Origin of the sequence: Streptomyces inhibens (genome assembly GCF_022221585.1) — a bacterium.
GTDB lineage: Bacteria > Actinomycetota > Actinomycetes > Streptomycetales > Streptomycetaceae > Streptomyces > Streptomyces inhibens.
Window position 1 is genome coordinate 2,481,829 of the sequence record NZ_CP084681.1, and the last position, 25,739, is coordinate 2,507,567.

At 71.2% G+C, this 25,739-nt stretch carries 27 protein-coding genes; 12 read left to right on the forward strand and 15 right to left on the reverse strand.

Annotated features, from left to right (window positions below):
- Positions 1 to 45 precede the first annotated feature (45 nt).
- Positions 46 to 858, reverse strand: coding sequence for an ABC transporter ATP-binding protein (locus KI385_RS11535; RefSeq protein ID WP_238572097.1), 813 nt, complete (start codon positions 856 to 858; stop codon positions 46 to 48).
- Positions 859 to 948: 90 nt separating this feature from the next.
- On the opposite strand from KI385_RS11535, the gene KI385_RS11540 reads away from it, so the two are divergent.
- Positions 949 to 1,755: a hypothetical protein gene (locus KI385_RS11540; RefSeq protein ID WP_238572098.1), complete on the forward strand. Its 807-nt coding sequence runs from the start codon at positions 949 to 951 to the stop codon at positions 1,753 to 1,755.
- A 105-nt stretch (positions 1,756 to 1,860) separates the two neighbouring features.
- On the opposite strand, the gene KI385_RS11545 is transcribed toward KI385_RS11540, so the two are convergent.
- From KI385_RS11545 to KI385_RS11565, 5 genes are all read right to left on the reverse strand, one after another.
- Positions 1,861 to 2,106, reverse strand: coding sequence for a chaplin (locus KI385_RS11545; protein ID WP_238572099.1), 246 nt, complete (start codon positions 2,104 to 2,106; stop codon positions 1,861 to 1,863).
- Between the two features lie 156 nt (positions 2,107 to 2,262).
- Positions 2,263 to 2,508, reverse strand: coding sequence for a chaplin (locus KI385_RS11550; RefSeq protein ID WP_238572100.1), 246 nt, complete (start codon positions 2,506 to 2,508; stop codon positions 2,263 to 2,265).
- 157 nt (positions 2,509 to 2,665) lie between these two features.
- Positions 2,666 to 2,908 (reverse strand): chaplin, encoded by a 243-nt coding sequence (locus KI385_RS11555; protein ID WP_238572101.1) that lies wholly within the window; start codon positions 2,906 to 2,908, stop codon positions 2,666 to 2,668.
- A 190-nt stretch (positions 2,909 to 3,098) separates the two neighbouring features.
- On the reverse strand, positions 3,099 to 3,788 hold the full coding sequence (locus KI385_RS11560) for a response regulator (protein ID WP_238577661.1): 690 nt from the start codon (positions 3,786 to 3,788) through the stop codon (positions 3,099 to 3,101).
- Between the two features lies 1 nt (position 3,789).
- Positions 3,790 to 4,935, reverse strand: a complete 1,146-nt coding sequence (locus tag KI385_RS11565; protein WP_238572102.1) for a GAF domain-containing sensor histidine kinase — start codon at positions 4,933 to 4,935, stop codon at positions 3,790 to 3,792.
- Positions 4,936 to 5,124: 189 nt separating this feature from the next.
- On the opposite strand from KI385_RS11565, the gene KI385_RS11570 reads away from it, so the two are divergent.
- From KI385_RS11570 to KI385_RS11585, 4 genes are all read left to right on the forward strand, one after another.
- Positions 5,125 to 5,994, forward strand: a complete 870-nt coding sequence (locus tag KI385_RS11570) for an SDR family NAD(P)-dependent oxidoreductase (protein ID WP_238572103.1) — start codon at positions 5,125 to 5,127, stop codon at positions 5,992 to 5,994.
- Positions 5,991 to 7,139, forward strand: coding sequence for an S-adenosylmethionine:tRNA ribosyltransferase-isomerase (locus tag KI385_RS11575; RefSeq protein ID WP_238572104.1), 1,149 nt, complete (start codon positions 5,991 to 5,993; stop codon positions 7,137 to 7,139). The genes KI385_RS11570 and KI385_RS11575 overlap by 4 nt, the downstream gene beginning before the upstream one ends.
- 16 nt (positions 7,140 to 7,155) lie before the next feature.
- Positions 7,156 to 7,857, forward strand: coding sequence for a nitroreductase family protein (locus KI385_RS11580; protein ID WP_238572105.1), 702 nt, complete (start codon positions 7,156 to 7,158; stop codon positions 7,855 to 7,857).
- Positions 7,858 to 8,172: 315 nt separating this feature from the next.
- Positions 8,173 to 8,946 carry a transglycosylase SLT domain-containing protein gene (locus tag KI385_RS11585; RefSeq protein WP_238572106.1) on the forward strand — a complete coding sequence of 258 codons (774 nt, stop codon included), beginning with the start codon at positions 8,173 to 8,175 and terminating at the stop codon, positions 8,944 to 8,946.
- A gap of 117 nt (positions 8,947 to 9,063) precedes the next feature.
- On the opposite strand, the gene KI385_RS11590 is transcribed toward KI385_RS11585, so the two are convergent.
- Positions 9,064 to 11,655, reverse strand: coding sequence for an ABC transporter ATP-binding protein/permease (locus KI385_RS11590; protein ID WP_238572107.1), 2,592 nt, complete (start codon positions 11,653 to 11,655; stop codon positions 9,064 to 9,066).
- 548 nt (positions 11,656 to 12,203) lie between these two features.
- On the opposite strand from KI385_RS11590, the gene serB reads away from it, so the two are divergent.
- A complete protein-coding gene (serB, locus tag KI385_RS11595; protein ID WP_238572108.1) occupies positions 12,204 to 13,451 on the forward strand; it encodes a phosphoserine phosphatase SerB in 1,248 nt (415 codons plus the stop codon).
- A gap of 161 nt (positions 13,452 to 13,612) precedes the next feature.
- On the opposite strand, the gene KI385_RS11600 is transcribed toward serB, so the two are convergent.
- From KI385_RS11600 to KI385_RS11610, 4 genes are all read right to left on the reverse strand, one after another.
- Complete coding sequence (locus KI385_RS11600; protein ID WP_238572109.1) at positions 13,613 to 14,131, reverse strand: SixA phosphatase family protein; 519 nt, start codon at positions 14,129 to 14,131, stop codon at positions 13,613 to 13,615.
- Positions 14,132 to 14,221: 90 nt separating this feature from the next.
- Positions 14,222 to 14,440 carry a hypothetical protein gene (locus KI385_RS11605; RefSeq protein WP_238572110.1) on the reverse strand — a complete coding sequence of 73 codons (219 nt, stop codon included), beginning with the start codon at positions 14,438 to 14,440 and terminating at the stop codon, positions 14,222 to 14,224.
- A gap of 204 nt (positions 14,441 to 14,644) precedes the next feature.
- Complete coding sequence (locus KI385_RS43900) at positions 14,645 to 14,761, reverse strand: SGM_5486 family transporter-associated protein (protein ID WP_280524943.1); 117 nt, start codon at positions 14,759 to 14,761, stop codon at positions 14,645 to 14,647.
- A gap of 16 nt (positions 14,762 to 14,777) precedes the next feature.
- On the reverse strand, positions 14,778 to 16,100 hold the full coding sequence (locus KI385_RS11610; protein WP_238572111.1) for a CynX/NimT family MFS transporter: 1,323 nt from the start codon (positions 16,098 to 16,100) through the stop codon (positions 14,778 to 14,780).
- 145 nt (positions 16,101 to 16,245) lie between these two features.
- Here KI385_RS11610 and KI385_RS11615 point away from each other — a divergent pair, with 145 nt between their 5' ends.
- Positions 16,246 to 16,929 carry a FadR/GntR family transcriptional regulator gene (locus KI385_RS11615; RefSeq protein WP_238572112.1) on the forward strand — a complete coding sequence of 228 codons (684 nt, stop codon included), beginning with the start codon at positions 16,246 to 16,248 and terminating at the stop codon, positions 16,927 to 16,929.
- A gap of 79 nt (positions 16,930 to 17,008) precedes the next feature.
- Here the strand turns inward: KI385_RS11615 and fabI are convergent, their stop codons facing one another.
- Together fabI and fabG are read right to left on the reverse strand one after the other, a co-directional pair.
- The gene (gene fabI, locus KI385_RS11620) at positions 17,009 to 17,779 is read right to left on the reverse strand and encodes an enoyl-ACP reductase FabI (RefSeq protein WP_128511135.1); all 771 of its coding nucleotides are present in this window, start codon (positions 17,777 to 17,779) and stop codon (positions 17,009 to 17,011) included.
- Between the two features lie 5 nt (positions 17,780 to 17,784).
- Positions 17,785 to 18,489, reverse strand: a complete 705-nt coding sequence (gene fabG / locus KI385_RS11625) for a 3-oxoacyl-[acyl-carrier-protein] reductase (RefSeq protein ID WP_128511136.1) — start codon at positions 18,487 to 18,489, stop codon at positions 17,785 to 17,787.
- Positions 18,490 to 18,771: 282 nt separating this feature from the next.
- Between fabG and KI385_RS11630 the strand changes: the two genes are divergently transcribed.
- From KI385_RS11630 to tyrS, 3 genes are all read left to right on the forward strand, one after another.
- The gene (locus KI385_RS11630) at positions 18,772 to 20,304 is read left to right on the forward strand and encodes a TldD/PmbA family protein (protein ID WP_238572113.1); all 1,533 of its coding nucleotides are present in this window, start codon (positions 18,772 to 18,774) and stop codon (positions 20,302 to 20,304) included.
- Positions 20,301 to 21,752 carry a metallopeptidase TldD-related protein gene (locus tag KI385_RS11635; RefSeq protein WP_238572114.1) on the forward strand — a complete coding sequence of 484 codons (1,452 nt, stop codon included), beginning with the start codon at positions 20,301 to 20,303 and terminating at the stop codon, positions 21,750 to 21,752. Before KI385_RS11630 ends, KI385_RS11635 begins: the two co-directional genes overlap by 4 nt.
- Before the next feature lie 142 nt (positions 21,753 to 21,894).
- On the forward strand, positions 21,895 to 23,298 hold the full coding sequence (gene tyrS / locus KI385_RS11640; RefSeq protein ID WP_238572115.1) for a tyrosine--tRNA ligase: 1,404 nt from the start codon (positions 21,895 to 21,897) through the stop codon (positions 23,296 to 23,298).
- Positions 23,299 to 23,365: 67 nt separating this feature from the next.
- Here the strand turns inward: tyrS and KI385_RS11645 are convergent, their stop codons facing one another.
- A complete protein-coding gene (locus tag KI385_RS11645) occupies positions 23,366 to 23,647 on the reverse strand; it encodes a GlsB/YeaQ/YmgE family stress response membrane protein (protein ID WP_238572116.1) in 282 nt (93 codons plus the stop codon).
- Between the two features lie 235 nt (positions 23,648 to 23,882).
- Here KI385_RS11645 and KI385_RS11650 point away from each other — a divergent pair, with 235 nt between their 5' ends.
- Both KI385_RS11650 and KI385_RS11655 read left to right on the forward strand, forming a co-directional pair.
- Positions 23,883 to 24,257, forward strand: a complete 375-nt coding sequence (locus KI385_RS11650) for a DUF3099 domain-containing protein (protein WP_238572117.1) — start codon at positions 23,883 to 23,885, stop codon at positions 24,255 to 24,257.
- A 209-nt stretch (positions 24,258 to 24,466) separates the two neighbouring features.
- Complete coding sequence (locus KI385_RS11655) at positions 24,467 to 24,721, forward strand: hypothetical protein (protein WP_238572118.1); 255 nt, start codon at positions 24,467 to 24,469, stop codon at positions 24,719 to 24,721.
- Positions 24,722 to 24,731: 10 nt separating this feature from the next.
- Here KI385_RS11655 and moaA read toward each other — a convergent pair whose 3' ends face one another.
- A complete protein-coding gene (gene moaA / locus KI385_RS11660) occupies positions 24,732 to 25,721 on the reverse strand; it encodes a GTP 3',8-cyclase MoaA (RefSeq protein WP_238572119.1) in 990 nt (329 codons plus the stop codon).
- Between the last annotated feature and the right edge of the window lie 18 nt (positions 25,722 to 25,739).

The following is a 25,739-nucleotide window of genomic DNA, read 5'->3' on the forward strand; positions in this document are numbered from 1 at the left end:
CTTCATGGTAGATCCGTGCGGCCGCCCGGGACAGGGCGCGATCGGTCAGCGAAGGGGCAAACCCTGGGCGGTCCAGCGGTCGTTGCCGTTGCGCTCGACGATCAGCGGGAGGCCGAAGCAGTGGGAGAGGTTGCTGGAGGTCAGTTCGAGCTCGAGCGGGCCGGCGGCCAGCACCTTGCCCTGACGGATCATCAGGACGTGGGTGAAGCCCGGGGCGATCTCCTCGACGTGGTGGGTCACCATGATCATCGAGGGTGCGTACGGGTCCCGGGCGAGGCGGCCGAGGCGGCGCACCAGGTCCTCGCGGCCGCCGAGGTCGAGGCCGGCGGCCGGCTCGTCCAGCAGGAGCAGCTCGGGGTCGGTCATCATCGCGCGGGCGATCAGGGTGCGCTTGCGCTCGCCCTCGGAGAGGGTGCCGAACTTCCGGTCGAGGTAGTCGTTCATGCCGAGGCGGTCGAGGAAGGCGCGGGCGCGCTGCTCGTCGACGTCCTCGTAGTCCTCCTGCCAGCTGGCCGTCATGCCGTACGCGGCGGTGAGCACGGTCTGCAGGACGGTCTGGCTGCGCGGCAGCTTGTCGGCGAGGGCGATGCCGGCGATGCCGATGCGCGGGCGCAGATCGAAGACGTCGACCTTGCCGAGCTGCTCGCCGAGGATCGATGCGGTGCCCGCGGTCGGGAAGAGATAGCTGGAGGCGACATTCAGCAGGGTGGTCTTGCCGGCGCCGTTGGGGCCGAGGATCACCCAGCGCTCACCCTCCTTCACCGACCAGGAGACCTGGTCCACCAGAGCCCGTCCTTCGCGGACCACGGATACGTCCACCAGCTCCAGCACATCGCTCATGAGCGCGTTGTCTCCCATTGCTTCTCGGTCGTCGTGTGCACCTGTAGGCGCAGCCCCCCTGCAAACCTACGCCACTCGTTGTCAGTGCCGTTCCCTAGGCTGGGGACCATGCTCGATGAACCTCGCTCGGGACGGCTGGCGGCATGGGGAAATGCCCTATTGGCCGGACTTGTCTCGCCTGATGAAGCCGCGCATCGGATCGCGGACGACGATGCGGTGCACCGCGTGGAGGACCTGCCCGGAGAGGAGGCGCCGGTCGGGCTGACGCTCGCGCTGGGGCGGCTGCGCACCCTGGGGGCGGTCGGCCTGCGGGTGGCGCTACCGGCGCCCGGCCATCCGCTGGGGCTGTGCGGGCCGCCGGAATTCAATGCGCGGGCGCTGGAGGCCGAGGAGGCGGTGCTCGCCATCGGAGCCGGGCTCGGGCTGGTTCCGGAGATATACGAGGCCGGGCCGGAGGGGGGCACCGGGCCCGATGTGCATGTGGAGGTGGTCTGGCGCTGTCTGCCGGTGCGCGAGGCGCCGCCGGCCGATGTGCCGTCGCTGGGCGAGGCGGAGCGGGAGCTGGCGGAGGCGCTGCGGGATGCGACCGAGGTGCTCTCGAAGCTCGATGTGGCCGGGGCCGGTCCGGTGGCACAGGCGGCGCTGGAGGCGTACCGGGCGCGGGCGGAGGCCGGCCGGCAGGTACTGGCCCCGGGATACCCGCCACGTGCGGTGCGGGTGCTGGAGCTGGCACAGCGGGTCGGTGCGCTCATCGACATCGCGCACCAGGCGGGCGGGGAGCACGGCGGGGCGGTGAGCTCGTCGGAGATCGCGGCCCGTGCCGAGGCGCTGCGGCCGGTGGAGCGTACGGCCCGGAGGGCGCAGGTGGCGGCGTACAACTCCGCGGTGGAGGAGCGGGAGCGGCGCCGGGGGTGAACGCGGCGAGCCCCGCCGGACCATTGTGTGGTCCGGCGGGGCCGTCGCCGAGGTGGGCCGCACAGCTCAGGGCAGGGTGAGCTGTTCATCCCACGTCGGACAACCTCAGTTGTTCGTGGTGGCGTTGCCGAAGGCGGAGTTGAGCACACCGACGACGTTGATGGTGTTGCCGGTGGCGTTCACGGGGACGTGCACGGGGGCCTGGACGAGGTTGCCCGAGCCGATGCCGGGGGACGTCACGGCGTTGCCGCCGGCCTGCGGGCCGTCGGTGGCGAACGCCGAGCCGGCGGCGGCACCGAGGGCGAGTCCGGTGGTGGCGAGGACGAGAGCGGCCTTCTTGGCGGTGTTCATGGGGGCGAGTTCCTCACGTGGTGGCACAGAGCCGGAATGACAGTGACTGAGGGAAGGGACCGGCCGCACGCCCACGGGCGACGGGACCGGTCCGGCCCGACCCGCGTGGACCATGGCGTGGCGCGGGTCGGAAGGATCGTGCGAGCGAGCCGGCGATCAGAAGTTCTCGGACTCGTTGGCGAAGGTGGGGTTGAGCGCACCGATGACGGTGGCGGTGTTGCCGGTGGCGTTCACCGGGACGTGCACGGGGGCCTGGACGAGGTTGCCCGAGCCGATACCGGGAGAATGCACGGCCTTGCCGCCGGCCTGCGCGCCGTCGTGGGCGAACGCCGAGCCAGCAGCTGCTCCGAGGGCGAGTCCGGTGGTGGCGAGGACGAGAGCGGCCTTCTTGGCGGTGTTCATGGGGGCGAGTTCCTCACGTGGTGGCACAGAGCCGGAATGACAGTGACTGAGGGAAGGGACCGGCCGCACGCCCACGGGCGACGGGGCCGATCCGGCCCGACCCGCGCCGACTGGGGCGTCGCGCGGGCCAAGGCGGGTCGTGCGAGCGTGCCTGCGGTCAGTTGTTGACGCAGGGGTCGCCGAAGCTGGGGTTGAACAGGCCGACGACGCTGACGGTGTCGCCGCAGGCGTTCACCGGGACGTGCACCGGAGCCTGGACGGCGTTGCCGGCGACGATGCCCGGGGACTGCACCGCGGCACCCTGCGCCTGCGGGGTGTGGGCCGAGGCAACGCCGGCGCCCGCGAGGGCGAGACCGCTCGCCGCCATCGTGATGGCCGCTACCCGCTTGATGTTCTTCACTTCTCTTGCTCCTCGTTGCCGATGTCGTGACCAGCCGTCACGACTGCTCTGGACAACGGACCGGCGCGAGAAGGGATACGCCGAATGGGCTACAGCTACACGACAGTATGAATCTCGGACCGGGAGGCGACGTTCTGCTTGACGCATTGTCGTACGGAAAGCCTGTCGGCCCCCCGGTCGCGTACGGAGTTCAGGCCCCGATGCCGTGCCGTACGGCCCACAGGGCGGCCTGTGTGCGGTCGGCGAGGTCGAGCTTCATGAGGATGTTGGAGACATGGGTCTTGACGGTCTTCTCGGACAGCACCAGCGCGCGGGCGATCTCGCGGTTGGAGCGGCCGTCCGCGATCAGGCCGAGCACCTCGCGCTCGCGGTCGGTGAGTGAAGTACCGCGCCCCTGGCCGCTGTTGCCCTCGTCCTGTGCGAGCAGCGCCTCGGCCACCTCGGGCTGCAGCAGGACATGCCCGGCGTGTACGGACCGGATGGCGCCGGCCAGCGCCTCCGGGTCGATGTCCTTGTAGACATAGCCGGCCGCGCCCGCGCGCAGTGCCGGGACGACGGTGCGCTGTTCGGTGAAGCTGGTCACCACCAGCACCCGGGCGGGGTTGGCAAGCTCGCGCAGCTTGCGGAGCGCCTCGATGCCGTCCATACCGGGCATCTTGACGTCCATCAGGACGACGTCCGGGCGCAGCTGTTCGGCGGCGGCGATGCCCTCGGCTCCGTCGGAGGCCTCCCCCACCACCTCGATGTCGTCCTGGACCTCCAGGAACGTCCGCAGCCCCCGGCGTACGACCTGGTGATCGTCCACGAGCAGTACGCGGATTGCCCGCGCTTCGCCCGCGACCGTCCGTCGGCCGATGCGCGCTGCGCTGCCCTTTTCGATGTCAGCCACCGGGCACCTCCATCTCGACAGCGGTGCCCTTGCCGGGCTCCGACTCCACGGTGAGCTTTCCGCCGACGCCGCCGGCGCGGTCGTGCATCGAGACCAGACCGAGGTGGCGGCCGGCCCGGCGGACCATGCCGGTGTCGAAGCCGCAGCCGTCGTCGGCGATCCGCAGCAGCGCCCCCTGGCCGTTGCGGGCGAGGGTCACCTCGACGTTCTCGGCGCCGGAGTGGCGCAGGGCGTTGTGCAGCGCCTCCTGGGCGACCCGGAGCAGCGCCTCTTCCTGGGCGGCGGGCAGCGCCCGGACGCCCTGGGCGGCGAAGGTGACATGCGCGGAGTGGGCGCGGTCCAGGACCTGGGCCTGTGAGCGCAGGGTGGCGACCAGCCCGTCCTCGTCCAGGGCCGCGGGCCGCAGCTCGATGACGGCGGCGCGCAGTTCGTCGGCGGCCTCCGCGGCCAGCGCGGCGACCTGGTGGAGCTCGTCCTTGGCGCGGGCCGGGTCGCGGTCGACCAGGGCGGTGGCGGCCTGGGCGGTGAGGCGGAGCGAGAAGAGCTTCTGGGCGACCGCGTCATGCAGTTCGTGGGCGAGCCGGGCGCGCTCCCCCGCGATGGTCAGCTCGCGGCTGCGCTCGTAGAGGCGGGCGTTGGTGAGGGCGATGGCGGCGTGCTGGGCGAGTATGCCGAGCAGTCGCTCGTCGTCCTCGGTGAAGCCGCAGCCGCCGGACGGCTTGGGACAGCGCTTGTTGGCCAGGAAGAGGGCGCCGAGGATCTCGTCGCCGTCGGCGACCGGGAGGCCCAGGAAGTCGGACATGTCCGGGTGGGCCGTGGGCCAGCCGCCGAAGCGGGGGTCCTTCCGTACGTCGGCGAGCCGCTCGGGGGTGGCGTTGTGCAGCATCGCGGCGAGGATGCCGTGCTGGCGGGGCAGCGGGCCGATGGCCTTCCACTGCTCGGCACTGACGCCGTCCACCACGAACTGGGCGAAGCCGCCGTGATCGTCGGGCACTCCCAGTGCGGCGTACTCGGCGTCCAGCAGCTCGCGGGCCGAGGCCACGATCGTCTTGAGGACGTCGCGCACCTCCAGATGCCTGCTCATCGCCAGGATCGCGGTGCTCACCGCGGGGATCCCGGCTCCCCGTCCGTTGGTCATGGCCTCACCGTACCGGCGGGGCGGATGGCCCGTATCAGTCCGGCGAAGGCTGCCGCCTAGGCCTACCGGCCTAGGCCGAATGCCCTGGCCACGGCCGGTCCGTCGCCCGACGCCCGGCGGACGGTGGCGTTCCTACGGTGAGGGCGAGGGCTCGGGCCGGCCGGCCCGGCCGGGAAAGGGGACGCGATCATGCCGGTGGCGATCATCACGGGGGCATCGAAGGGGCTGGGCCGGGCGCTCGCCGCGGGGCTGGCCGGACGCGGCTGGGATCTGGTGGTGGACGCCAGGTCGGCGGGGCCGCTGGAGGCGGCGGCGCGGGAGCTGCGCGGGGCGGGGGTGCGGGTGGTGGCGCTGGCCGGGGATGTGACGGACGGCGGGCACCGGGCGGCGCTGGTGGCCGCGGCCGGTGAGCTGGGCGGGCTCGATCTGCTGGTGAACAACGCGAGCGCGTTGGGGGCGGAGCCGCTGGTGCGGCTGGCGGACCATCCGCTGGACGGGTTGCGGACGGCGCTGGAGGTGAATGTGGTGGCGCCGCTGGGTCTCACCCAGGAGGCTCTGCCGCTATTGCGTGCTTCCTCCTATTTCGCATCGTATGCGGGCGATATTTCCCATACAGGACAAGTCCCCTATATAAGGGGTACCGGTAATGCTGGAACATACGATTCACACCCTTACCTGGGAGATGTCCGAAATGCCGGAATGTCCGATTCGTCCCCTTATATAGCGACAAGTGGGGCGATCCTCAACATCAGCTCCGACGCCGCCGTCGAGGCGTATCCGACCTGGGGCGGATACGGGGCGGCGAAAGCGGCGCTGGATCAGCAGTCGGCGGTGCTCGCGGTGGAGGAGCCGGGGCTGCGGGTGTGGTGGGTGGACCCGGGCGATATGCGGACCGATCTGTACGCGGCCGCCGTCCCGGACGATGACGACACCGGGCGGCCGCTGCCCGGGACGGTGGTCCCGGCGCTGCTGCGGCTGCTGGACGAGGCGGCCGTCAGCGGGCGGTACGCGGCGGCGGATCTACTGGCCGGCGCGGCGGACCCGGGCGGCTCGCGATGATCGCGGAGGTGCTGGAGGTCCCGGAGGAGCTGTCGGCCCGGGTGCCGCCCGAGCAGCGGGGGTCCGGCCTGGGCCGGGACGCCGTACGGCTGATGGTGAGCCGGGGTGCGGCCGAGGTCGGACATCACGCCTTCGGTGAGCTGCCGGACCTGCTGGCGGCCGGGGACGTGCTGGTGGTGAACACCTCGCGGACGCTGCCGGCGGCGGTGGACGGCCGGGTCGGGGACGGCCGGGGGCGCGGTGAGCCGGTGGTGGTGCACTTCTCGACGCGGGCCGACCGCCGGCACCCGGCGGGCCGGGCGGTGGCCGGCCGCTGGGCGGTGGAGCTGCGCACCCCGGACGGCCGGGGCAGCACCCGGCCGCGGGCGGGCGGACCGGCGGGCACGGTGGTGCGGCTGCCGGGCCGGGCGCGGCTGGTGCTGGAGGCTCCGGTGGATCCGGGCGGCGTACGGCTGTGGTGGGCGCGGGTGGCAGGTGCACGGGTGCCGGAGCTGATGCGGCTCCACGGGCGGCCGATCCGCTACGGCTACACGGACCGGGACCAGCCGCTGGCCGCGTATCAGACCGTCTTCGCGGTGGACTCGCCCGGTGACGGCAGCGCGGAGATGCCGAGCGCCGCCCGACCCTTCACCGCCGACCTGGTGGCGCGGCTGGTCGGCAGGGGGGTGCAGTTCGCGCCGATCTCGCTGCATACGGGGGTCGCGTCGGCGGAGGCCTTCGAGCCGCCGTATCCGGAGCGGTTCGTGGTGCCGCCGGCGACGGCGTGGCTGGTGAACGCCGTACGGGCGCGGCGCAGAGCGGCGCGGCGGGCGGGTGGCCCGGCGCGGGGCGGCTCGGGTGGGCGGGTCATAGCGGTCGGGACCACGGCCGTACGGGCGCTGGAATCGGCGACCGGGGCGGACGGGCGGGTGCGGGCCGCGGCCGGCTGGACGGACCTGGTGGTGACGCCGGAGCGCGGGGTACGGGCGGTGGACGGCCTGCTCACCGGGCTGCACGAGCCCACCGCCTCGCATCTGCTGATGCTGGAGGCGGTGGCGTCGGCGACGGCGGGCGGGGAGGCGCTGCGGCGCGCGTACGCCGCGGCGGTGCAGCGGCGCTATCTGTGGCATGAATTCGGCGATCTGCATCTCCTGCTGCCGGGGTGAGTTCCAGACTCCCTGCATGTCGCCATCAATGAGGAGTTGGGTGCCGACCCACGGCGCCCCCTACCGGCCGGTGCCGTACCGGCCCGAGCGGATGCCCGCGGCCGAGTCGCTGGCCCGCGCCGCCGAGCTGCGGGAGCGGATGGACCAGCGGCGTACGGTCCGCCAGTTCGCCGCCGACCCGGTGCCGGAGCAGGTGGTGAAGGACGCGATCGCCTGTGCGGCCACCGCGCCGTCCGGGGCGCATCAGCAGCCATGGACGTTCGTCCTGGTCAAGGACCCCGAGGTGCGCCGCCGGATCAGGGCGGCGGCGGAGGCGGAGGAGCGGGTCTCCTATGAGGGGCGGCTGGGCGAGGAGTGGCTGGCGGCGCTGCGGCCGCTGGGCACGGACGAGGTCAAGCCGCATCTGACGGATGCCCCGCAGCTGATCGTCGTCTTCCGGCAGCGGCACTGGCTGGGCGCGGACGGCAGCAAGCGCAAGCACTACTACGTGGACGAGTCGGTGGGCATCGCGGTCGGCATGCTGCTGTCCGCGCTGCATCTGTCGGGGCTGGCGGCGCTGGTGCACACACCGAGCCCGATGCGCTTCCTACAGGAGGTGCTGGGGCGGCCGGCCAACGAGAAGGCGTTCGCGGTGATTCCGGTGGGCTATCCGGCCCCGGAGTGCGAAGTGCCCGATTTGACCCGAAAGTCCCTTGACCAGGTCATGGTCGAGATCTGACACACACAGACTGTGCATTTGCAATTACGTCCGGCGAGATAAACCCTTCCGCACTGTGACGCCGCGCATAGGACGCACATCACTTACGACCCGGGTTAGTGGACCCCTAAAAACGGTGTGAGCTGGGAAGCGACCATTCGGGACGCGATATTCCCGCTATGGGTTCCACTAACTCGGATCGTACGTCACACCTTTGCCTGGCGAATTTCTGGCCGCTAAGAATGGCTCCCATCGCTCGGCGCCGTGATTGAAAGCTCGGCGTTGGCCGCCGCTCAAGGCCCGTGCGATGCCCCCCATTGGAAGGTCTGTCCCGCCATGCCCAAGCACGCCACTTCTGGTCTCCACCGCCTGACCCGGACGCACAAGCTCTCCGTCGCTGGTGTCGCCGCCGCCGGTGCCGCCGCTCTGGTCTTCGCCGTCGTTCCGGGTGCTGACGCCGATCAGGCAAAGAGCCAGGCCACCGCCGTCGAGAATGTGAAGCCGGTTGCCTTCGCCGCGGTCGGTACCGCCGCAAAGGCCCAGCAGGCCACGATCACCAAGCAGGCCGACGACTCCGCCGCCAAGGGCAAGGCCGAGGCCGCCGCCAAGAAGGCCGCTGCCGAGAAGGCCGCCGCCAAGGCGAAGGCTGCCGCCGCGGCCAAGGCCAAGGCCGAGAAGGCGCGCCAGGCGAAGCAGGCCGCGAGCCGGTCCGCCGTCCGCGCCGCGATCCCCGCCGCGGCCCCGAAGCCGGCCGCCAAGCCGGTCGCCAAGCCCGCCGCCAAGACCTACCCGGACAACCTCGACGGCTGGATCCGCGAGTCGCTGGACGTCATGGCCAAGAAGGGCATCCCCGGCTCCTACAACGGCATCTACCGGAACATCATCCGGGAGTCGAGCGGTAACCCGATGGCGATCAACCTCTGGGACATCAACGCCAAGAACGGCATCCCGTCCAAGGGTCTGCTGCAGGTCATCGACCCGACCTTCAAGACGTGGCACGTCGAGGGCACCTCGTGGAACATCTACGACCCGGTCGCCAACATCACCGCCGCCTGCAACTACGCGGCCGACAAGTACGGCTCGATGGACAACGTCAACTCGGCCTACTGAGCCACTGGTTCACGCAGCCTACTGAGCCACTGGTTCACGCAGTCCGCGTATGCACACACCGCCGAGGGGCGGCACCCGGTGTCGGGTGCCGCCCCTCGGGCGTATGAGCGCTCGGCGCTACTTGCGCATGACCTCCGGCTCGTGGCGGCGCAGCAGCCGCGCGACGACGAAGGCGAGCGCGATGCCCAGACTGATCAGGATGATCATGTCCATCACGTAGACGCCGGTCTGGTGCTTCCACAGCGGGTCCGGGTTGCCCGGCTCCCACGGCAGCAGGGTGTTCATATCGGCGGTCGCGCCCATCGCGGCGACGGCCCAGCGCGAGGGCATCAGCCAGGCGAACTGGGCGACGCCCACGGTGTCGAAGAGCTGGAAGAGCACGCCGGTGAAGACGACCTGGACGATGGCGAACATGACCAGCAGCGGCATGGTCTTCTCGGCCGTCTTGACCAGCGCGGAGATGATCAGGCCGAACATCATCGAGGTGAAGCCCAGCGCGATGATCGCCAGCGCCATCTCGATGGCCGGGGCCTTCGCCACCACCACGCCCTCGGTGGGCATGTTCCGGGTCCAGAAACCGATCGTCGCGATGATCACGCCCTGGAAGGCGGTGACCACGCCGAGCACGATCACCTTGGACATCAGATACGCCGACCGTGACAGGCCGGTGGCCCGCTCACGCTCGTAGATGACCCGCTCCTTGATCAGCTCACGGACCGAGTTGGCCGCACCGGAGAAGCACATGCCGACGGCGAGGATCAGCATGATCGTGCTGGCGTCGCGGTTGGTGCGGCCCTTGGCCATCGGCCCGTAGCCGAGGCCGAAATTGCTGGGGATCAGCATCGAGACCACACCGAGCACCGCCGGCAGGATCACCATCAGGGCCAGGAAGCCGCGGTCGGAGGCGAGCACCGAGACATAGCGCCGCATCAGCGTCCACAGCTGCGAGCCCCAGCTCTGGGACTTCTGCATCCGGGCCGGCGGCGGCTGGATCGCCACCGACTGCGGGGCGACGGCGTCGATGTCCGCGGCGTACATCTGGTAGTGCGGGGAACCGCGCCAGCGGCCCATCCAGTCGTAGTCGCGGTAGTTCTCGAAGGCCGAGAAGACGTCCGCCCAGGTGTCGTACTGGAAGAAGTTGAGCGCTTCCTCGGGCGGGCCGAAGTAGGCCACGCCGCCGCCCGGAGCCATCACCAGCAGCTTGTCGCAGATACCGAGTTCGGCCACCGAGTGGGTGACGACCAGTACCGTACGGCCGTCGTCGGCGAGGCCGCGCAGCAGCTGCATGACATCGCGGTCCATGCCCGGGTCGAGGCCGGAGGTCGGCTCGTCCAGGAAGATCAGCGAAGGCTTGGTCAGCAGCTCCAGGGCCACCGAGACACGCTTGCGCTGTCCGCCGGAGAGCGAGGTGACCTTCTTGTCCTTGTGGACGTCGAGCTTGAGCTCGCGCAGCACCTCGTCGATCCGGGCCTCGCGCTCGGACTCCGCGGTGTCACCGGGGAAGCGGAGCTTGGCGGCGTACTTGAGGGCCTTGGCGACGGTCAGTTCCTTGTGCAGGATGTCGTCCTGCGGGACCAGACCGATGCGCTGGCGCAGCTCGGCGAACTGCTTGTAGAGGTTCCGGTTGTCGTAGAGGACATCGCCCTGGTTGGCGGGGCGGTAGCCGGTCAGCGCCTTGAGCAGCGTCGACTTGCCGGAGCCGGACGGGCCGATGACGGCGATCAGCGACTTCTCCGGGACGCCGAAAGAGACGTCCTTGAGGATCTGCTTGCCGCCGTCGACGGTGACCGTGAGGTGGCGGGCCGAGAAGGAGACCTCGCCGGTGTCGACGAACTCCTCCAGGCGGTCGCCGACCAGCCGGAAGGTGGAGTGGCCGACGCCGATGATGTCGTTCGGGCCGATCAGCGCCGTACCGGACTTGGCGACCGGCTGGCCGTTGACGTAGGTGCCGTTGTGGCTGCCGAGGTCGCGGATCTCGAAGCGGCCGTCGGGCGTGGCGCGGAATTCGGCGTGGTGGCGGGAGACCTGGAGGTCGGAGACGACCAGTTCGTTCTCCAGCGCACGACCTATGCGCATCACCCGGCCCGTGTCGAGGCGGTGGAACGTGGTCGGGCTGCGGTCGCCGCCGGCCGGTGCGCCGCCCGCCTTCTGCGCGGGGCGCTCCTGGGGCTGCCGGGCCTGCTGTGGGGGAACAGCCTGCTGCGGCTGCTGGGCCTGCTGCGGCGGGAGGTACGGCTGCTGCTGAGCCTGTGGCGGCGCCTGCCAGCCCTGCTGGGCGGGCGGCTGCTGCTGGACGGGCGGCTGCTGGGCCGGCGGCTGGTGCGCGGGCGGCGCCTGCCAGCCCTGCGCGGCCTGCTGCTGCGGCGCCATCGCGGGCGGCGCGCTGAACGCGTCGGCGGCCGGCGCCGGGGCCGACAGGGTCACCCGAGGACCGTCGGTGGCGTTGCCCAGATGCACCGTCGAGCCGGGGCCGATCTCCATCTGGTGGATCCGCTGGCCCTGGACGTAGGTGCCGTTGGTGCTGCCCTGGTCTTCGATGATCCAGCCGCGACCGGCCCATCGCACGGTGGCGTGCCGCCAGGAAACCCTGGCGTCGTCGAGCACCATGTCGCCCTGCGGATCACGGCCCACGTTGTAGGACCGGGACGGGTCGAGCGTCCAGGTCCTTCCGTTCAATTCGAGTACGAGTTCAGGCACTCCATGCCCCATTACATAGTCCCCCGAGTGACGCCCTGAATGGGAAGTCTAGGGATGGCGAACATCGTGAGGAACTATTTCAGGCTCGGCCCTCCGACCGGAAACCGGGACGGGACTGGGGTGCGAACGGCTCCTGTTGGGGCCGCCAAACACTCCCGGAGCACGGGAAGAACCCATGGATGCGCAGGGATCACCGGATTACGGGTGTTCCGGACGCGGCGCTCTCCGGCGGGGTGGACGGGGCCCGCCGAGGACGCCATGCGCGCCCGCCGCAGAGGCCGCATGATGGGATGAAGCAGACAAATCAATAATCGATATCGCGGTCCGCCGCGGTCGCGTTCCGTCATCGGCCCGAACGCGTCGCCCCGGCACGGGTGTTGGCGTGGGGCACGCTCCGACCCCGCCTGCGGGCCGGGCGGGTCGGACACGACTCGATAACGATCGACGGGGCTCGCGGGGCGGGAGCCATGGGGCGCGGGCGCGGAGGCACGGGGCCGGGCCGGTCCGAACCCCGGACACCCGTACGGACGCGACGGCCCGGCGGTTACCGTAAGGGCACCATGAGCGCATCGCAGATCCCGCCTGCCACCGCCGTACCGGGCGATGACGTACCGACCCTCCTCGTGAAGATCTTCGGGAAGGACCGGCCCGGCATCACCGCAGGTCTCTTCGACACCCTCGCCGCCTACTCCGTCGATGTCGTGGACATCGAACAGGTGGTGACCCGGGGGCGCATCACGCTGTGCGCACTGGTCACCGCCCCCTCCCCCGCCCAGGGCTCGACCGGTTCCTCCGAGGGCGACCTGCGGGCCACCGTGCACAGCTGGGCCGAGTCGCTGAACCTCCAGGCGGAGATCATCTCCGGCCGGGGCGACAACCGTCCGCGCGGCACCGGACGTTCGCATGTCACCGTGCTGGGGCATCCGCTCACCGCGGAGTCGACCGCCGCCATCGCCGCCGCCATAACGGCCACCGGCGGCAACATCGACCGTATTTTCCGGCTTGCCAAGTATCCGGTGACCGCCGTCGAGTTCGCGGTCTCCGGCGCGGCGACCGAGGCGCTGCGCAGCGTGCTGGCCCCCGAGGCCGCGCAGCTCGGCGTGGATGTCGCAGTGGTCGCGGCCGGGTTGCAGCGCAGGGCCCAGCGGCTGGTCGTCATGGACGTCGACTCGACGCTCATCCAGGACGAGGTCATCGAGCTGTTCGCGGCGCACGCCGGCTGTGAGGCCGAGGTCGCCGAGGTGACCGCCGCCGCGATGCGCGGCGAGCTGGACTTCGAGCAGTCGCTGCACGCCCGGGTCGAGCTGCTCGGCGGGCTGGACGCGTCCGTGGTCGACGCCGTACGCAAGGAGGTACGGCTCACCCCCGGCGCCCGCACCCTGGTGCGGACCCTCAAGCGGCTCGGCTACCAAGTCGGCGTCGTATCGGGCGGTTTCACGCAGGTCACCGATGCGCTCAAGGAGGAGCTGGGGCTGGACTTCGCCTCCGCCAACACCCTGGAGATCGTCGACGGCAAGCTCACCGGCCGGGTCACCGGTGACATCGTGGACCGGGCCGGCAAGGCCAGACTGCTGCGTGACTTCGCGCATCAGGCCGGGGTGCCGCTGGACCAGACCGTCGCGATCGGTGACGGCGCCAACGACCTCGACATGCTCAACGCGGCCGGCCTCGGCGTCGCCTTCAACGCCAAGCCGGTGGTGCGGGAGGCGGCGCACACCGCGGTGAATGTGCCGTTCCTGGACACCGTGCTGTATCTGCTGGGCATCACCCGCGAAGAGGTCGAGGCGGCGAACACCCACAGCGAGTGAGCGCGGCCGGCCCCGGCGGCCGGGCGTGGGTGACCCACGGGAGACCGAAGATCTACGGCAGAAGGGCCCCGGCGGATGCCGGGGCCCTTCTGCGTTGCCTGTGCGCCTCGGCAGCCGGGCCCGGGGCCGTTCGCCTCAGCGGCGCCGGTGGCTGCCGTGGCTCATTCGTGCGGGGGGAGGTAGGCGACGAGGCGGCCGACGCCGTGCTCCACGGACTTCCAGGAGCCGGTGAACTCGATCACGGCGATCGCCGCGGTCGGGAACCCGCCGCGGTTCATCCGCGGCAGCAGATCGCCCTCCGCCTCGCCCGCGAGCGCGTCCGCGAGGGCGTGCATCCCCGGGTTGTGGCCGACCAGCATCAGGTCGTTCACCTCGTCGGAGGTCTCGTTCAGCAGCGCGAGGAGCTCGCCGAGGGAGGCCTCGTACAGTCGCTCCTCGTAGACGGTCTTGGGCCGCTGCGGCAGCTCGTGGACGAAGAGCTTCCAGGTCTCCCTGGTGCGGGCAGCGGTCGAGCACAGGGTCAGATCGGGGGTGATCCCGGCTCCGGCCAGCCGGCGGCCAGCGGCCGGGGCGTCCCTACGGCCGCGCTCGGCGAGCGGGCGCTCATGGTCGGATTCCTCCGACCATTCGGCCTTTGCGTGTCGGAGGAGGACAATCCGGCGGGGTGTATCGGCGCTCATGCGTCCCAGCTTCGCACGAAAGACGGCGCGTGGCGCGGGGTGTTGAAGCGCTCCCCCCCCTGCAGGGTGACGCGCGGGCGCAAGGGGGCATCACGCACCGATGCGGACAAGCCCGGCGAGGAATTCCAGCAGCGCGGCCAGGCCCTGCGGGGCGCTCGCCGCGCTCGCCGCACTCGCCGCGGAGGGGCTCGCCACCAGCACCAACAGGGCTATGAAGGAGACCACCGGCAGGGCCAGCGCCCACCACGGCAGCCGCTTCCGCAGGCGGTGGGCCTTGGCTGCGGGTGACCGGCTGAACACGGCGGACATACGGATCGCCTCCGCGGCGCATCGAAGGGGCGCGCGCCCGCGGGCTGCGGCGCGCTCACCGCTGCGGTGCGGTGTACTTCGAAGCTACGGATCACCGGCGACCGTTCCCACCCGGGAAGCCACCCACTTACCCCTGACCCTGACCCCCTAGGGGACGGTGGGGCCGGCCCCACCCCATCCCCGCAGGGCCGGGCCGTCGCCCGGTCATGGCGCGGCGATACTCGCGATGATCGCGACGACGACGGTCACACCGAGCATGAGACCCAGGACCAGGAGCAGCTTCTTCTGGCCACCCTGCGGATTCGGTTCGAGCACTGGCATGCGCCCAGTGTCGCACTCACGTCTCGTCCTCGATCCGGCGGTCCCGCCCGGCCAGCACACCCACCGCGATCTGCGGCACCATGAGCCCCGCCATCAGGGCGATCGGCAGCCCCCAGCCCCCGCTGTGCTGGTAGAGCGTGCCGACCAGCAGCGGTCCGGGGATGGAGATCAGATAGCCGACGCTCTGTACGAAGGCCGAGAGCTTGACGACCCCGGCGGAGCTGGTCGAACGCATCCCGATCATGGTCAGGGCCAGCGGGAAGGCGCAGTTGGAAATACCCATCAGCAGCGCCCAGACCCACGCGCCGGCGGCCGGTGCCAGCCACAGTCCGGCGTAGCCGGCCAGGCCGCAGACGCCCAGCAGCACCGCGAGCGGACCCTGATGCCGCATCCGGGTCGCCAGCCGCGGCAGCACGAAGGAGAGCGGGACGCCCATCACCATCGTGACGGCGAGCAGCACACCCGCCGTACCCGCCGAGACCCCGGCGTCGCGGAAGATCTGCGGCATCCAGCCCATCGTGATGTACGCGGCGGTGGCCTGCAGACCGAAGAAGACGGCCAGCGCCCAGGCGGTCGGTGACGAGGTGATCCGTACGGGGGGTTCTCCGGGCCGCGCCGCCTCGATCGTGGACGGTCCGGCGGCGGCGCGGCGCTGCCGTACCACCGCGAGCCACGGCAGCACGGCAACCGCGGCGAGCGCCCCCCACACCGCCAGGCCGGTGCGCCAACTGCCGCCCAGCGCCTCGGTCATGGGCACGGTGAGCGCCGCGGCGAGCGAGGTGCCCAGGGCCAGCGCCATCGAGTAGAGGCCGGTCATCGGGCCGACCCGGTCGGGGAACCAGCTCTTGATGACGACCGGCATCAGGACGTTGCTGACCGCGATGCCGGCCAGGGCGAACGCGCTGGCGGCGAGGAAGCCGCCGGTGCCGCCGGCGTACGGACGCGCCACGACGCCCACGGCGATCGCGGCCATGCCGGCGCAGACGACCGCACCGGGCCCCCAGCGCCTGGCCAGCCGGGGCGCCGCGATACCGAAGACGGCGAAGCACAGCGGCGGCACGGAGGTCAGCAGCCCGGCGAGGGTGCCGCTCATGCCGAGACCGGCGCGGACCTCCTCCATGAGCGCGCCGAGGCTGGTGATGGCCGGCCGGAGGTTGAGCGCGGCGAGGACGAGACCGGCGATCACGATTCCCGGCAGCCAGCGGCCGGCGGCCCCGGCGGCCTTCGGCGTGGCTCCCTGGAGGCCCGGCTGCGGCCCCGGGCCGTCGGCCGGCGGTGCGGTGGAGGTCGTACGGGGCCCGGCCGCGGGGCCGAGGATCGCGAGGTCTTCGTCTGCCATAGGAGCCATCATAGAATCATGGGATGAATGCTTGTCCAGCCGATATCGATAGCCTCTGCTGTCCCGGTCGGCGCCGGGCACCGGAAGGATCTGCCGGGCGCCGCGCCGCCGCCGTCCGTCCACCCCTGCACACCGGAGCGCAGCCATGCCTCTGACCTCGCCCCGCCGGTCCGCGCTCGCCGACCAGGTGATCGCGCAGCTGCGCGCCCAGATCACGTCCGGTGAGTGGCCGGTGGGATCCCGTATCCCGACCGAGCCGGAGCTCGTCGAGCAGCTCGGGGTGGCCCGCAACACCGTCCGTGAGGCCGTCCGCGCGCTGGCGCACAACGGGCTGCTGGACATCCGGCAGGGCTCGGGCACATACGTGGTGGCGACCAGCGAGCTGGCCGGCGTGATGAACCGCCGGTTCGCGGCCGCCGAGCCCGGGCACGTCGCCGAGCTGCGCAGCGCCCTGGAGGCGGCGGCCGCCCGGCTCGCCGCGCGCCGCCGCACCGAACAGGACCTGCGGCAGATCGACACACTGCTGGAGCGGCGCGAGCGGGCCTGGGAGTCCGGTGCCGCGGGAGCCTTCGTGGAGGCGGACGCGACCTTGCACATGGCGGTCGTGGCGGCCTCGCACAACGAGGTGCTGGCCGAGATCTACGCCGACCTCGGCGGCGTGCTGCGCGACTTCCTGCGGGCCGATGTGGGCGAGGAGCTGCGGCCCGAGGCGCATATGGACCACTCCCGCCTGGTGGAGGCGATCCGCGCGGGCGACGGCGACCGCGCCGCCGCCGAGGCGAGCGCGCACCCCTTCGGCTGCCGGCTCAGCCTCGTGGAGCGTGGCTGACCGCGGGGGGAACGGCGCCGGAAACGCGTACTGCCCGCCCCGGCGGACCGGAGCGGGCAGTACGGATGCGCGGTGGGCGTCAGGCGCCCATCATGTGCACGCCGCCGTCGACGTGCACGATCTCACCGGTCGTCCGCGGGAAGAAGTCGGACAGCATGCCGACGACGCCACGGCCGGCCGGCTCCGGGTCGGCCAGGTCCCAGCCGATCGGGGCGCGGTGGTTCCACACGTCCGCCAGCTCCTCGAAGCCGGGGATCGACTTGGCGGCCATCGACTTGATCGGACCGGCCGAGACCAGGTTGCAGCGGATGCCCTTGGGGCCCAGGTCACGCGCCAGGTAGCGGTTGGTGCCCTCCAGCGCCGCCTTGGCCACGCCCATCCAGTCGTACTTGGGCCAGGCGATCTGCGCGTCGAAGGTCAGGCCGACGATCGCGCCGCCGTGCTCCATGAGCGGCAGGCAGGCCATGGTCAGCGACTTGTAGGAGTACGCCGAGACCTGGACCGCGGTGCTGACGTCCTCCCAGCTCGCCTCCAGGAAGTTGAAGGCGCCCTGCGGGCCGAAGGCGATGGAGTGCACGATGCCGTCGAGACGGGCGCCCTCGCCCTGGTGCTCACGGATCTTGTCCGCCAGCCCGTCCAGGTGCTCCTGGTTGGTGACGTCCAGCTCGATGACCGGGGCAGGCTTGGGCAGCCGCTTGGCGATCCGCTCGACGAGGGAGAGCCGGCCGAAGCCGGTGAGGATGACCTCGGCGCCCTCGTTCTGGGCGACCTTGGCCGCCTGGAACGCGATCGACGACTCGGTCAGAACACCCGTGACCAGGATGCGCTTGCCTGCAAGGATTCCACTCATGCTGATCAGTGACCCATGCCCAATCCGCCGTCGACAGGAATGACGGCTCCGGTGATGTACGCGGCCTCGTCGGAGGCCAGGAAGCGGACCGAGGCGGCGATCTCCTCGGGCTGCGCATACCGCGCGAGCGGCACCTGCTTGACGATGTTCTCCCGCTGCTCGTCGGTGAGCACCCGGGTCATGTCGGTGTCGACGAAGCCGGGCGCGACGACGTTGACGGTGATGTTGCGGCTGCCCAGCTCCCGGGCGAGCGAGCGGGCGAAGCCCACCAGACCGGCCTTGGAGGCGGCGTAGTTCGCCTGGCCCGGGGCGCCCATCAGGCCGACCACGGACGAGATCAGTACGACCCGGCCCTTACGGGCCCGCAGCATCGCCCGGTTGGCGCGCTTGACCACCCGGAACGTGCCCGTGAGGTTGGTCTCGAGGACCGAGGTGAAGTCCTCCTCGGACATCCGCATCAGCAGCTGGTCACGGGTGACGCCGGCGTTGGCCACCAGCACCTCGACCGGACCGTGCTTCTCCTCGATCTCCTTGTACGCCTGCTCGACCTGCTCGTTGTCCGTGATGTCGCACTTCACGGCCAAAAACCCCGCGGGCGGCTCGCCCGAGCGGTAGGTGATGGCGACCTTGTCGCCTGCCTCGGCGAAGGCACGGGCAATGGCGAGGCCAATGCCGCGGTTACCTCCGGTGACCAGAACCGAGCGGCTCAAGAGATCACCCTTTCCGTTTTCTGTCCGTCCTGCGTTCGATACGAAACTATCGGTCACGGCGCCCTTACGTGGAATCGAGCACGGACAGGCACACGCGCCGGTCACTGTCGGGTCTCCACAGAACCACGGCGGAACCCTCCCGCCGGTGGTACCCGTCGGCCGTGTCGCACCGGCGCCGGCGCACGCGCCCCGACGGCCGGCTCGCCATGCCGCACACCGGTGTGCACTGGGCCGAGGGCGCGCCACAAGGCATGATGCAGGCGCCGACCACGGGAGGACGCCTTGCCTGCTGCACCCCATGCCCTTGACGAAACGTTCGTCGCACTGCCGCTGCGCGCGCTGGCCGACGCCGCACTGGCCCGGGCCCGCGCACTGGGCGCCGTACACGCGGACTTCCGCCTGGAGCGGATCCGCAGCGCCTCCTGGCGACTGCGGGACGCCCGGACGGCCGGGACCTCGGACACCACCGACCTCGGGTACGCGGTGCGGGTGGTGCACGGCGGGGCCTGGGGCTTCGCCTCCGGGGTGGATCTGACGATGGACGCGGCGGCGCGGGTGGCCGCGCAGGCCGTGGCGATGGCGAAGCTGTCGGCAAAGGTGATCAAGGCGGCGGGCTCCGACGAGAAGGTCGAGCTGGCGGCGGAACCCTCGTATCCGGACCGGACCTGGGTCTCCGCATACGAGATCAACCCGTTCGACGTGCCGGACGCCGACAAGACCGGGCTGCTGGCGGAGTGGAGCTCGCGGCTGCTGGCCGCCGAGGGCGTGGCCCATGCGGACGCCTCGCTGATGACCGTCCAGGAGAACAAGTTCTACGCGGACACCACGGGCACCAGCACCACGCAGCAACGGGTGCGGCTGCATCCGCAGCTGACGGCGGTCGCGGTGGACGCGGCCAGCGGCGACTTCGACTCGATGCGCACCATCGCCCCGCCGGTCGGGCGCGGCTGGGAGTACCTGACCGGCGAGCACTACGACTGGGACGGTGAGCTGGCCCGGATCCCGGAGTACCTCGCCGAGAAGATGCGCGCGCCGAGCGTCGAGGCCGGCACCTACGACCTGGTGGTGGATCCCTCCAATCTGTGGCTGACGATCCATGAGTCGATCGGGCACGCGACCGAGCTGGACCGGGCGCTGGGCTACGAGGCGGCGTACGCGGGGACCTCGTTCGCCACCTTCGACCAGCTCGGGAAGCTGGCGTACGGCTCCGAGATCATGAATGTGACGGGTGACCGGACCGCCGAGCACGGGCTCGCGACGATCGGCTACGACGACGAGGGGGTGGCCGCGCAGTCCTGGGACCTGATCAAGGACGGGACCCTGGTCGGCTATCAACTCGACCGCAGAATCGCGAAGTTGACGGGCTTCTCACGCTCCAACGGGTGCGCGTACGCGGACTCGCCCAGCCATGTGCCGGTCCAGCGGATGGCCAATGTCTCGCTGCAGCCGGCGGCGGACGGGCCGTCCACCGAGGAGCTGATCTCGGGGGTGGAGCGGGGCATCTATGTCGTCGGCGACCGCTCCTGGTCGATCGATATGCAGCGGTACAACTTCCAGTTCACCCAGCAGAGGGCGTACGCGATCCGGAACGGGCGGCTGGCCGGGCAGCTGCGCGATGCCGCCTACCAGGCGACCACCACCGACTTCTGGGGCTCGATGACCGCGGTCGGCGGCCCGGGGACCTATGTCCTGGGCGGCGCCTTCAACTGCGGCAAGGCCCAGCCGGGCCAGGTCGCGGCCGTCTCGCACGGCTGCCCGTCCGCCCTGTTCGAGGGCGTCAACATCTTGAACACGACGCAGGAGGCCGGTCGATGAGCACGCGTACGTCTCGTAAGAGCACGCCGCACGAGATCGTCGAGCGGGCCCTGGAGCTCTCCCGGGCCGACGGCTGTGTGGTCATCGCCGACGAGCACTCCAGCGCCAACCTGCGCTGGGCGGGCAATGCGCTCACCACCAACGGCGTCGCCCGCGGCCGCACCCTCACGGTCGTGGCGACCGTGGACGGCGGGCAGGGCACCGCGTCCGGCGTGGTCTCGCGCTCCGCGGTGACCGCGGACGACCTGGAGCCGCTGGTACGGGCCGCGGAGGCGGCCGCCAGGGACGCCGGGCCCGCCGAGGACGCCCAGCCGCTGGTCGGCGGCGAGAAGGCGTCCGCCGACTTCACCGACGCGCCCGCCGAGACCTCCTCGGACGTCTTCGCGGCGTTCGCGCCGGCCCTGGGCGAGTCCTTCCAGCAGGCCCGCTCCGGCGGCCGTGAGCTGTACGGCTTCGCCCACCACGGCGTCGTCTCGTCGTATCTGGGCACCTCGGCCGGCCTGCGGCTGCGGCACGACCAGCCCACCGGGACGCTGGAGCTGAACGCCAAGTCGGCAGGTTCCGGCGCGGCCGCACCCCGCTCTGCCTGGGCCGGGCGCGCGACCCGCGACTTCACCGACGTCGATCCGCGGGAGCTGGACGCCGAGCTGGGCCGGCGGCTGGGCTGGGCGAAGCGGCGGATCGAGCTGCCCGCCGGGCGGTACGAGACGCTGCTGCCGCCGACCGCGGTCGCCGACCTGCTGATCTACCAGTACTGGTCGTCCGGGGCCCGGGACGCCGCGGAGGGCCGTACGGTCTTCTCCCGGCCGGCCGACGACGACGAGGCGGAGCGGCCCGGGGCGGGCACCCGGGTGGGCGAGCGGCTCACCGAGCTGCCGCTGACCCTGCGCAGCGACCCGCGGGCGGCGGGGCTGGAGTGCGCGCCGTTCGTGCTGGCGCACTCCTCCGGCGACGATGCGTCGGTGTTCGACAACGGGCTGCCGCTGACCGCCACCGACTGGGTGCGCGAGGGCGTGCTGAACCGGCTGCCGACCACCCGGCACAGCGCCGGACTGACCGGCCTCCCGGTGGCACCGGGCATCGACAACCTCCTTCTGGAGGGCGGCGGTTCACGCTCGCTGGACGAGATGGTGGCGGCCGCCGGACACGACGGTCCCGCGCTGCTGCTGACCTGCCTGTGGTACATCCGCGAGGTCGACCCGGCGACGCTGCTGCTGACCGGTCTGACCCGGGACGGCGTCTACCTGGTGGAGAACGGCGAGGTGGTCGGCGAGGTCAACAACTTCCGGTTCAACGAGTCGCCGGTGGACCTGCTGTCGCGGGCGGTGGAGGCGGGCCGTACGGAGCCGACCCTGCCGCGTGAGTGGGGCGACTACTTCACCCGCGCCGCGATGCCGGCGCTGCGCATTCCGGACTTCAACATGAGTTCGGTCAGCCAAGGGGTGTGAGCGGGCGGATCTCGTTGTGCGCCGGGGCCCACGTGCGTAAACCCGTGCGGGGGTCCCGGTGCCATGGCCATAGACTTCTGCCCTGTCCCTTCTGGGACGCCCTGTCCTCCCTCACGGGAAATTCCGATCGATCAGGAACGCCATGACACGCCTCGGCGAATCCGTCGCCCGCGCCACCACGCTGCTCTCCGCCGACCTCTCCTCGGACGCCACGGTCCAGGAGCTGCTCCAGGAGACGGGTGCGCGGCGCTATCTCGATCTGACGGATCTGCCCGCCAAGGAGCAGGCCGAGCTGATCGCGGCCCGTACGGTCGAGGTCCTGCCGGGCGTGGAGAAGCTGGCCGAGCGGATCGAGGAGCGCCGGGCGGCCGGCAAGGGTCTGCACATCAAGCTGGGCATCGACCCGACGGCGACCGATGTGCACCTCGGGCATGCGGTGCCGCTGATCGTCCTGAGCCGCTTCCAGCGGCTGGGCCACGACGTCACGCTGATCATCGGTGACTTCACCGCCAAGATCGGCGACCCGTCGGGCCGTACGGCCGAGCGCCCGCCGCTGACCGACGAGGACATCGCGCACAATCTCGCCACGTACCGCGAACAGGTGCGCCCCTTCTTCGACTTCGAGAAGGTCAGCTTCCGGCAGAACAGCGAGTGGCTGGCGCCGTACACCTTCCCCGAGCTCCTCTCGCTGCTCGCCCAGGTGCCGGCCTCGCAGCTGCTGCAGCGCGAGGACTTCCGCAACCGGCTCGCGGCCGGCTCCGGTCTGACCATGACGGAGCTGCTGTACCCCGTCGCGCAGGGCCTGGACTCGGTGGCGCTGGAGTGCGATGTGGAGCTGGGCGGCTCCGACCAGCTGCTCAATCTGCAGATGGGCCGCAAGCTGATGGAGCTGCGCGGGCAGCGGCCGCAGCTGGTGGTGACCATGCCGCTGATCGAGGGCACGGACGGCACCGGCGCCAAGATGTCCAAGTCCAAGGGCAATTACGTCGGGCTGGGCGCGCCGGCCGACGATGTCTTCGGCAAGATCATGTCGGTGCCGGACCGGCTGATGGAGCCGTACCTCAAGGCCTGGACGGAGTGGACGGACGAGGAGATCGCGCTCGTCCTGGGCCGGGTCGCGGACCGCTCGCTGCACCCGATGGACCTCAAGAAGATCCTCGCGGGCGAGGTCGTGGCGGCGCTGTACGGCCTGGACGCGGCGATGGCGGCGCGGGCCGGGTTCATCGCGCAGTTCTCCAAGAAGTCGTTCTCCGACGTGGAGTCGCTGCCGGTCGTCGATGTCGCCGCGCACGGCGCGGAGACGGTGGCGACGGTGCTGACGAAGGTGCTGGAGTTCACGCCGAGCGCCTCGGCGGCGCGGCGGCTGGCCAAGCAGAATGCGCTGCGGCTGGTCGTGGAGGGCGAGGGCGGTCAGCAGACCGTGGTGCTCGCGGAGGCCGATTCGGTCCGGCCGCTGGCCGAGGTGCTGGCCGAGAAGCTGGCGGACATGGCCGGGGTCGCGTACCTGAAGGCCGGCCGGAAGCTGGCGCAGCTCGACGGCCGCTGACACGGCAGATGTGCGGGCGGCCGGTGCGCGAGGGTGCGCACCGGCCGCCTTCGTATGTCGTGCGGCCCTAGGAGGTGGTCCGTCTCTTGTGGCCGCGCATGGACACCCAGAGGCGGTCGCCGATGCCGACAATGAGGACCGCGCCGACCAGTTGCAGCAGATGGCGGATCCAGTCGATGCCCCTGGTCTCATTGACCCCGATGCCGGTGGCCAGCCAGTTGCCGAGGACGCTCCCCAGCATGCCGAAGATCACGGTCAGCCACAGCGGGATCTGCTGCTTGCCCGGGATGACGGCCTTCGCGATGAGGCCCAGCACCAGGCCCACGATGATGGCCCACAACCACGTCATGTCGCCTCCTCTTGCGGCGCGGTGCACGTGAGGTCGCACGTGAGGGTCGCCCCGTCAGTGTCGCTCCGCATCGGCTACGCCGCACGCCGGAGCTGGTCGTACGCAAACCGTCCTGGCGGACCCCGGCCGAACGGGGGCATGCCCCGGTCTCGAAGGCGTCGCAGCTGCGGCGTACCGTAGAAACCGACCGGAAACCGGGGAGAATCCGGCACGACTGAGCGGGTGGTGGAACGTGATGCGGAAGCAGAGCAGCGGCCAGGCCTTCCGGATCACGGGGGCCCGGCAGGGCCTGTCCGAGGACGTGCGCGGACGGCAGCGGCGGTATGTGATCTCGATGGCGGTGCGCACGGTGGCCGTGGTGCTGACCGTCGTGCTGTGGAACGTCGAGCGCCCGGTTGCCATTGCGACGCTGGTGCTGGGCCTGACGCTGCCGTATATCGCGGTGGTGATCGCCAACGCGGGCCGGGAGAACGCCCCTTCGCTCCCGAAGACGTTCGTCGCGGGGCCGACCCGGCCGATGCTGCCGCCGGGCGACTCCGACGGCTCGGCGGAATCCGTTCCGGAGCAGTCGGCGGCGGGCGCATCCACGCCGCGGCGCGACGCCGACTGATCACCACCCGGTCTGCAAAGCTCAAGAAAAGCTCAGATCAATCATGGAGTTCCGGTGCACTGCGCACCATTGCGCGTGACATACTGCGTACGCGCTCCGCATCCCCCGTCGGAGCGACGGACCGACGCCGGGCGGCTCCCCCCGTGGCTGCCCGGCGTCGTCATGTCCGCGGCACCGGGTCAAGGGTCGCAGGACGTAGGGTTGAGGCCGTGAATCTCCCGAACCTCCCCGGCTCCGACGACGTGGCGGACGACGCCGTCATCTGCTCCGCCAAGGGCTGCCGCGCCCCCGCCGTATGGGTGCTGGCCTGGAACAACCCGAAGGTGCACACGCCGGACCGGCGCAAGACCTGGCTGGCCTGTGAGGAGCACCGGGAGCATCTGTCGCAGTTCCTCGGCGTACGCGGTTTCCTCAAGGACGTGGTGACGCTGGAGGAGTGGGAGGCGTCGGCAGCCGGGCGCTGACGGCGCCGACTCAGCCGCCGATGGCGGACATCGGACGTTCGGGCTGCAGGAACGACGGGTCGTCCAGGCCGGAGCCCGCCTTCTTGCCCCACATCGCGAGCTTCCATATGCGCGCGATCTCGTCATCAGGGGCGTCGGAGCGCAGGGCCGAGCGCAGATCTGTCTCCTCGGTGGCGAACAGGCACGTACGGACCTGGCCGTCGGCGGTCAGCCGGGTGCGGTCGCAGGCGCGGCAGAACGGGCGGGTGACGGAGGCGATCACACCGACGCGGTGCGGTCCGCCGTCGACGATCCAGCGCTCGGCGGGCGCGGAGCCGCGCTCGTCCTGGCCCTCGGGGGTGAGCTCGAAGCGGGTGCCCAGCGAGGCGAGGATGTCACCGGCGGTGATCATGCCGTCGCGCTTCCAGCCGTGCTGGGCGTCCAGCGGCATCTGCTCGATGAAGCGGAGTTCGTAGTCGTTCGCGACCGCCCAGGCCAGCAGGTCGGGGGCTTCGTCGTCATTGAGGCCCGGCATCAACACGGAGTTGACCTTGACCGGGGTCAGCCCGGCAGCGCGGGCCGCCTCCAGGCCCTGGAGCACATCGTCGTGCCGCTTGCGGCGGGTCATGGTCTGGAAGACGTCCGGCCGCAGGGTGTCGAGGGAGACATTGACGCGGTCGAGACCGGCGTCGCGCAGCGCGGTGGCGGTGCGCTGGAGGCCGATGCCGTTGGTGGTCAGCGACATCTGGGGGCGTGGGGCGAGGGCGGCGACGCGCTCGACTATGCCGACCAGGCCGGGGCGGAGCAGCGGCTCACCGCCGGTGAAGCGGACCTCTTCGATGCCCAGATCGCGCACGGCGATGGTGATCAGCCGGACGATTTCGTCGTCGGTGAGCAGATCCGGCTTGGCAAGCCACTGCAGGCCCTCTTCCGGCATGCAGTACGTGCACCGCAGATTGCACCGGTCGGTGAGCGAAACGCGCAGGTCGGTGGCCACACGACCGTAAGTGTCGATGAGCACTGGGCCCCCTCCCCGAGA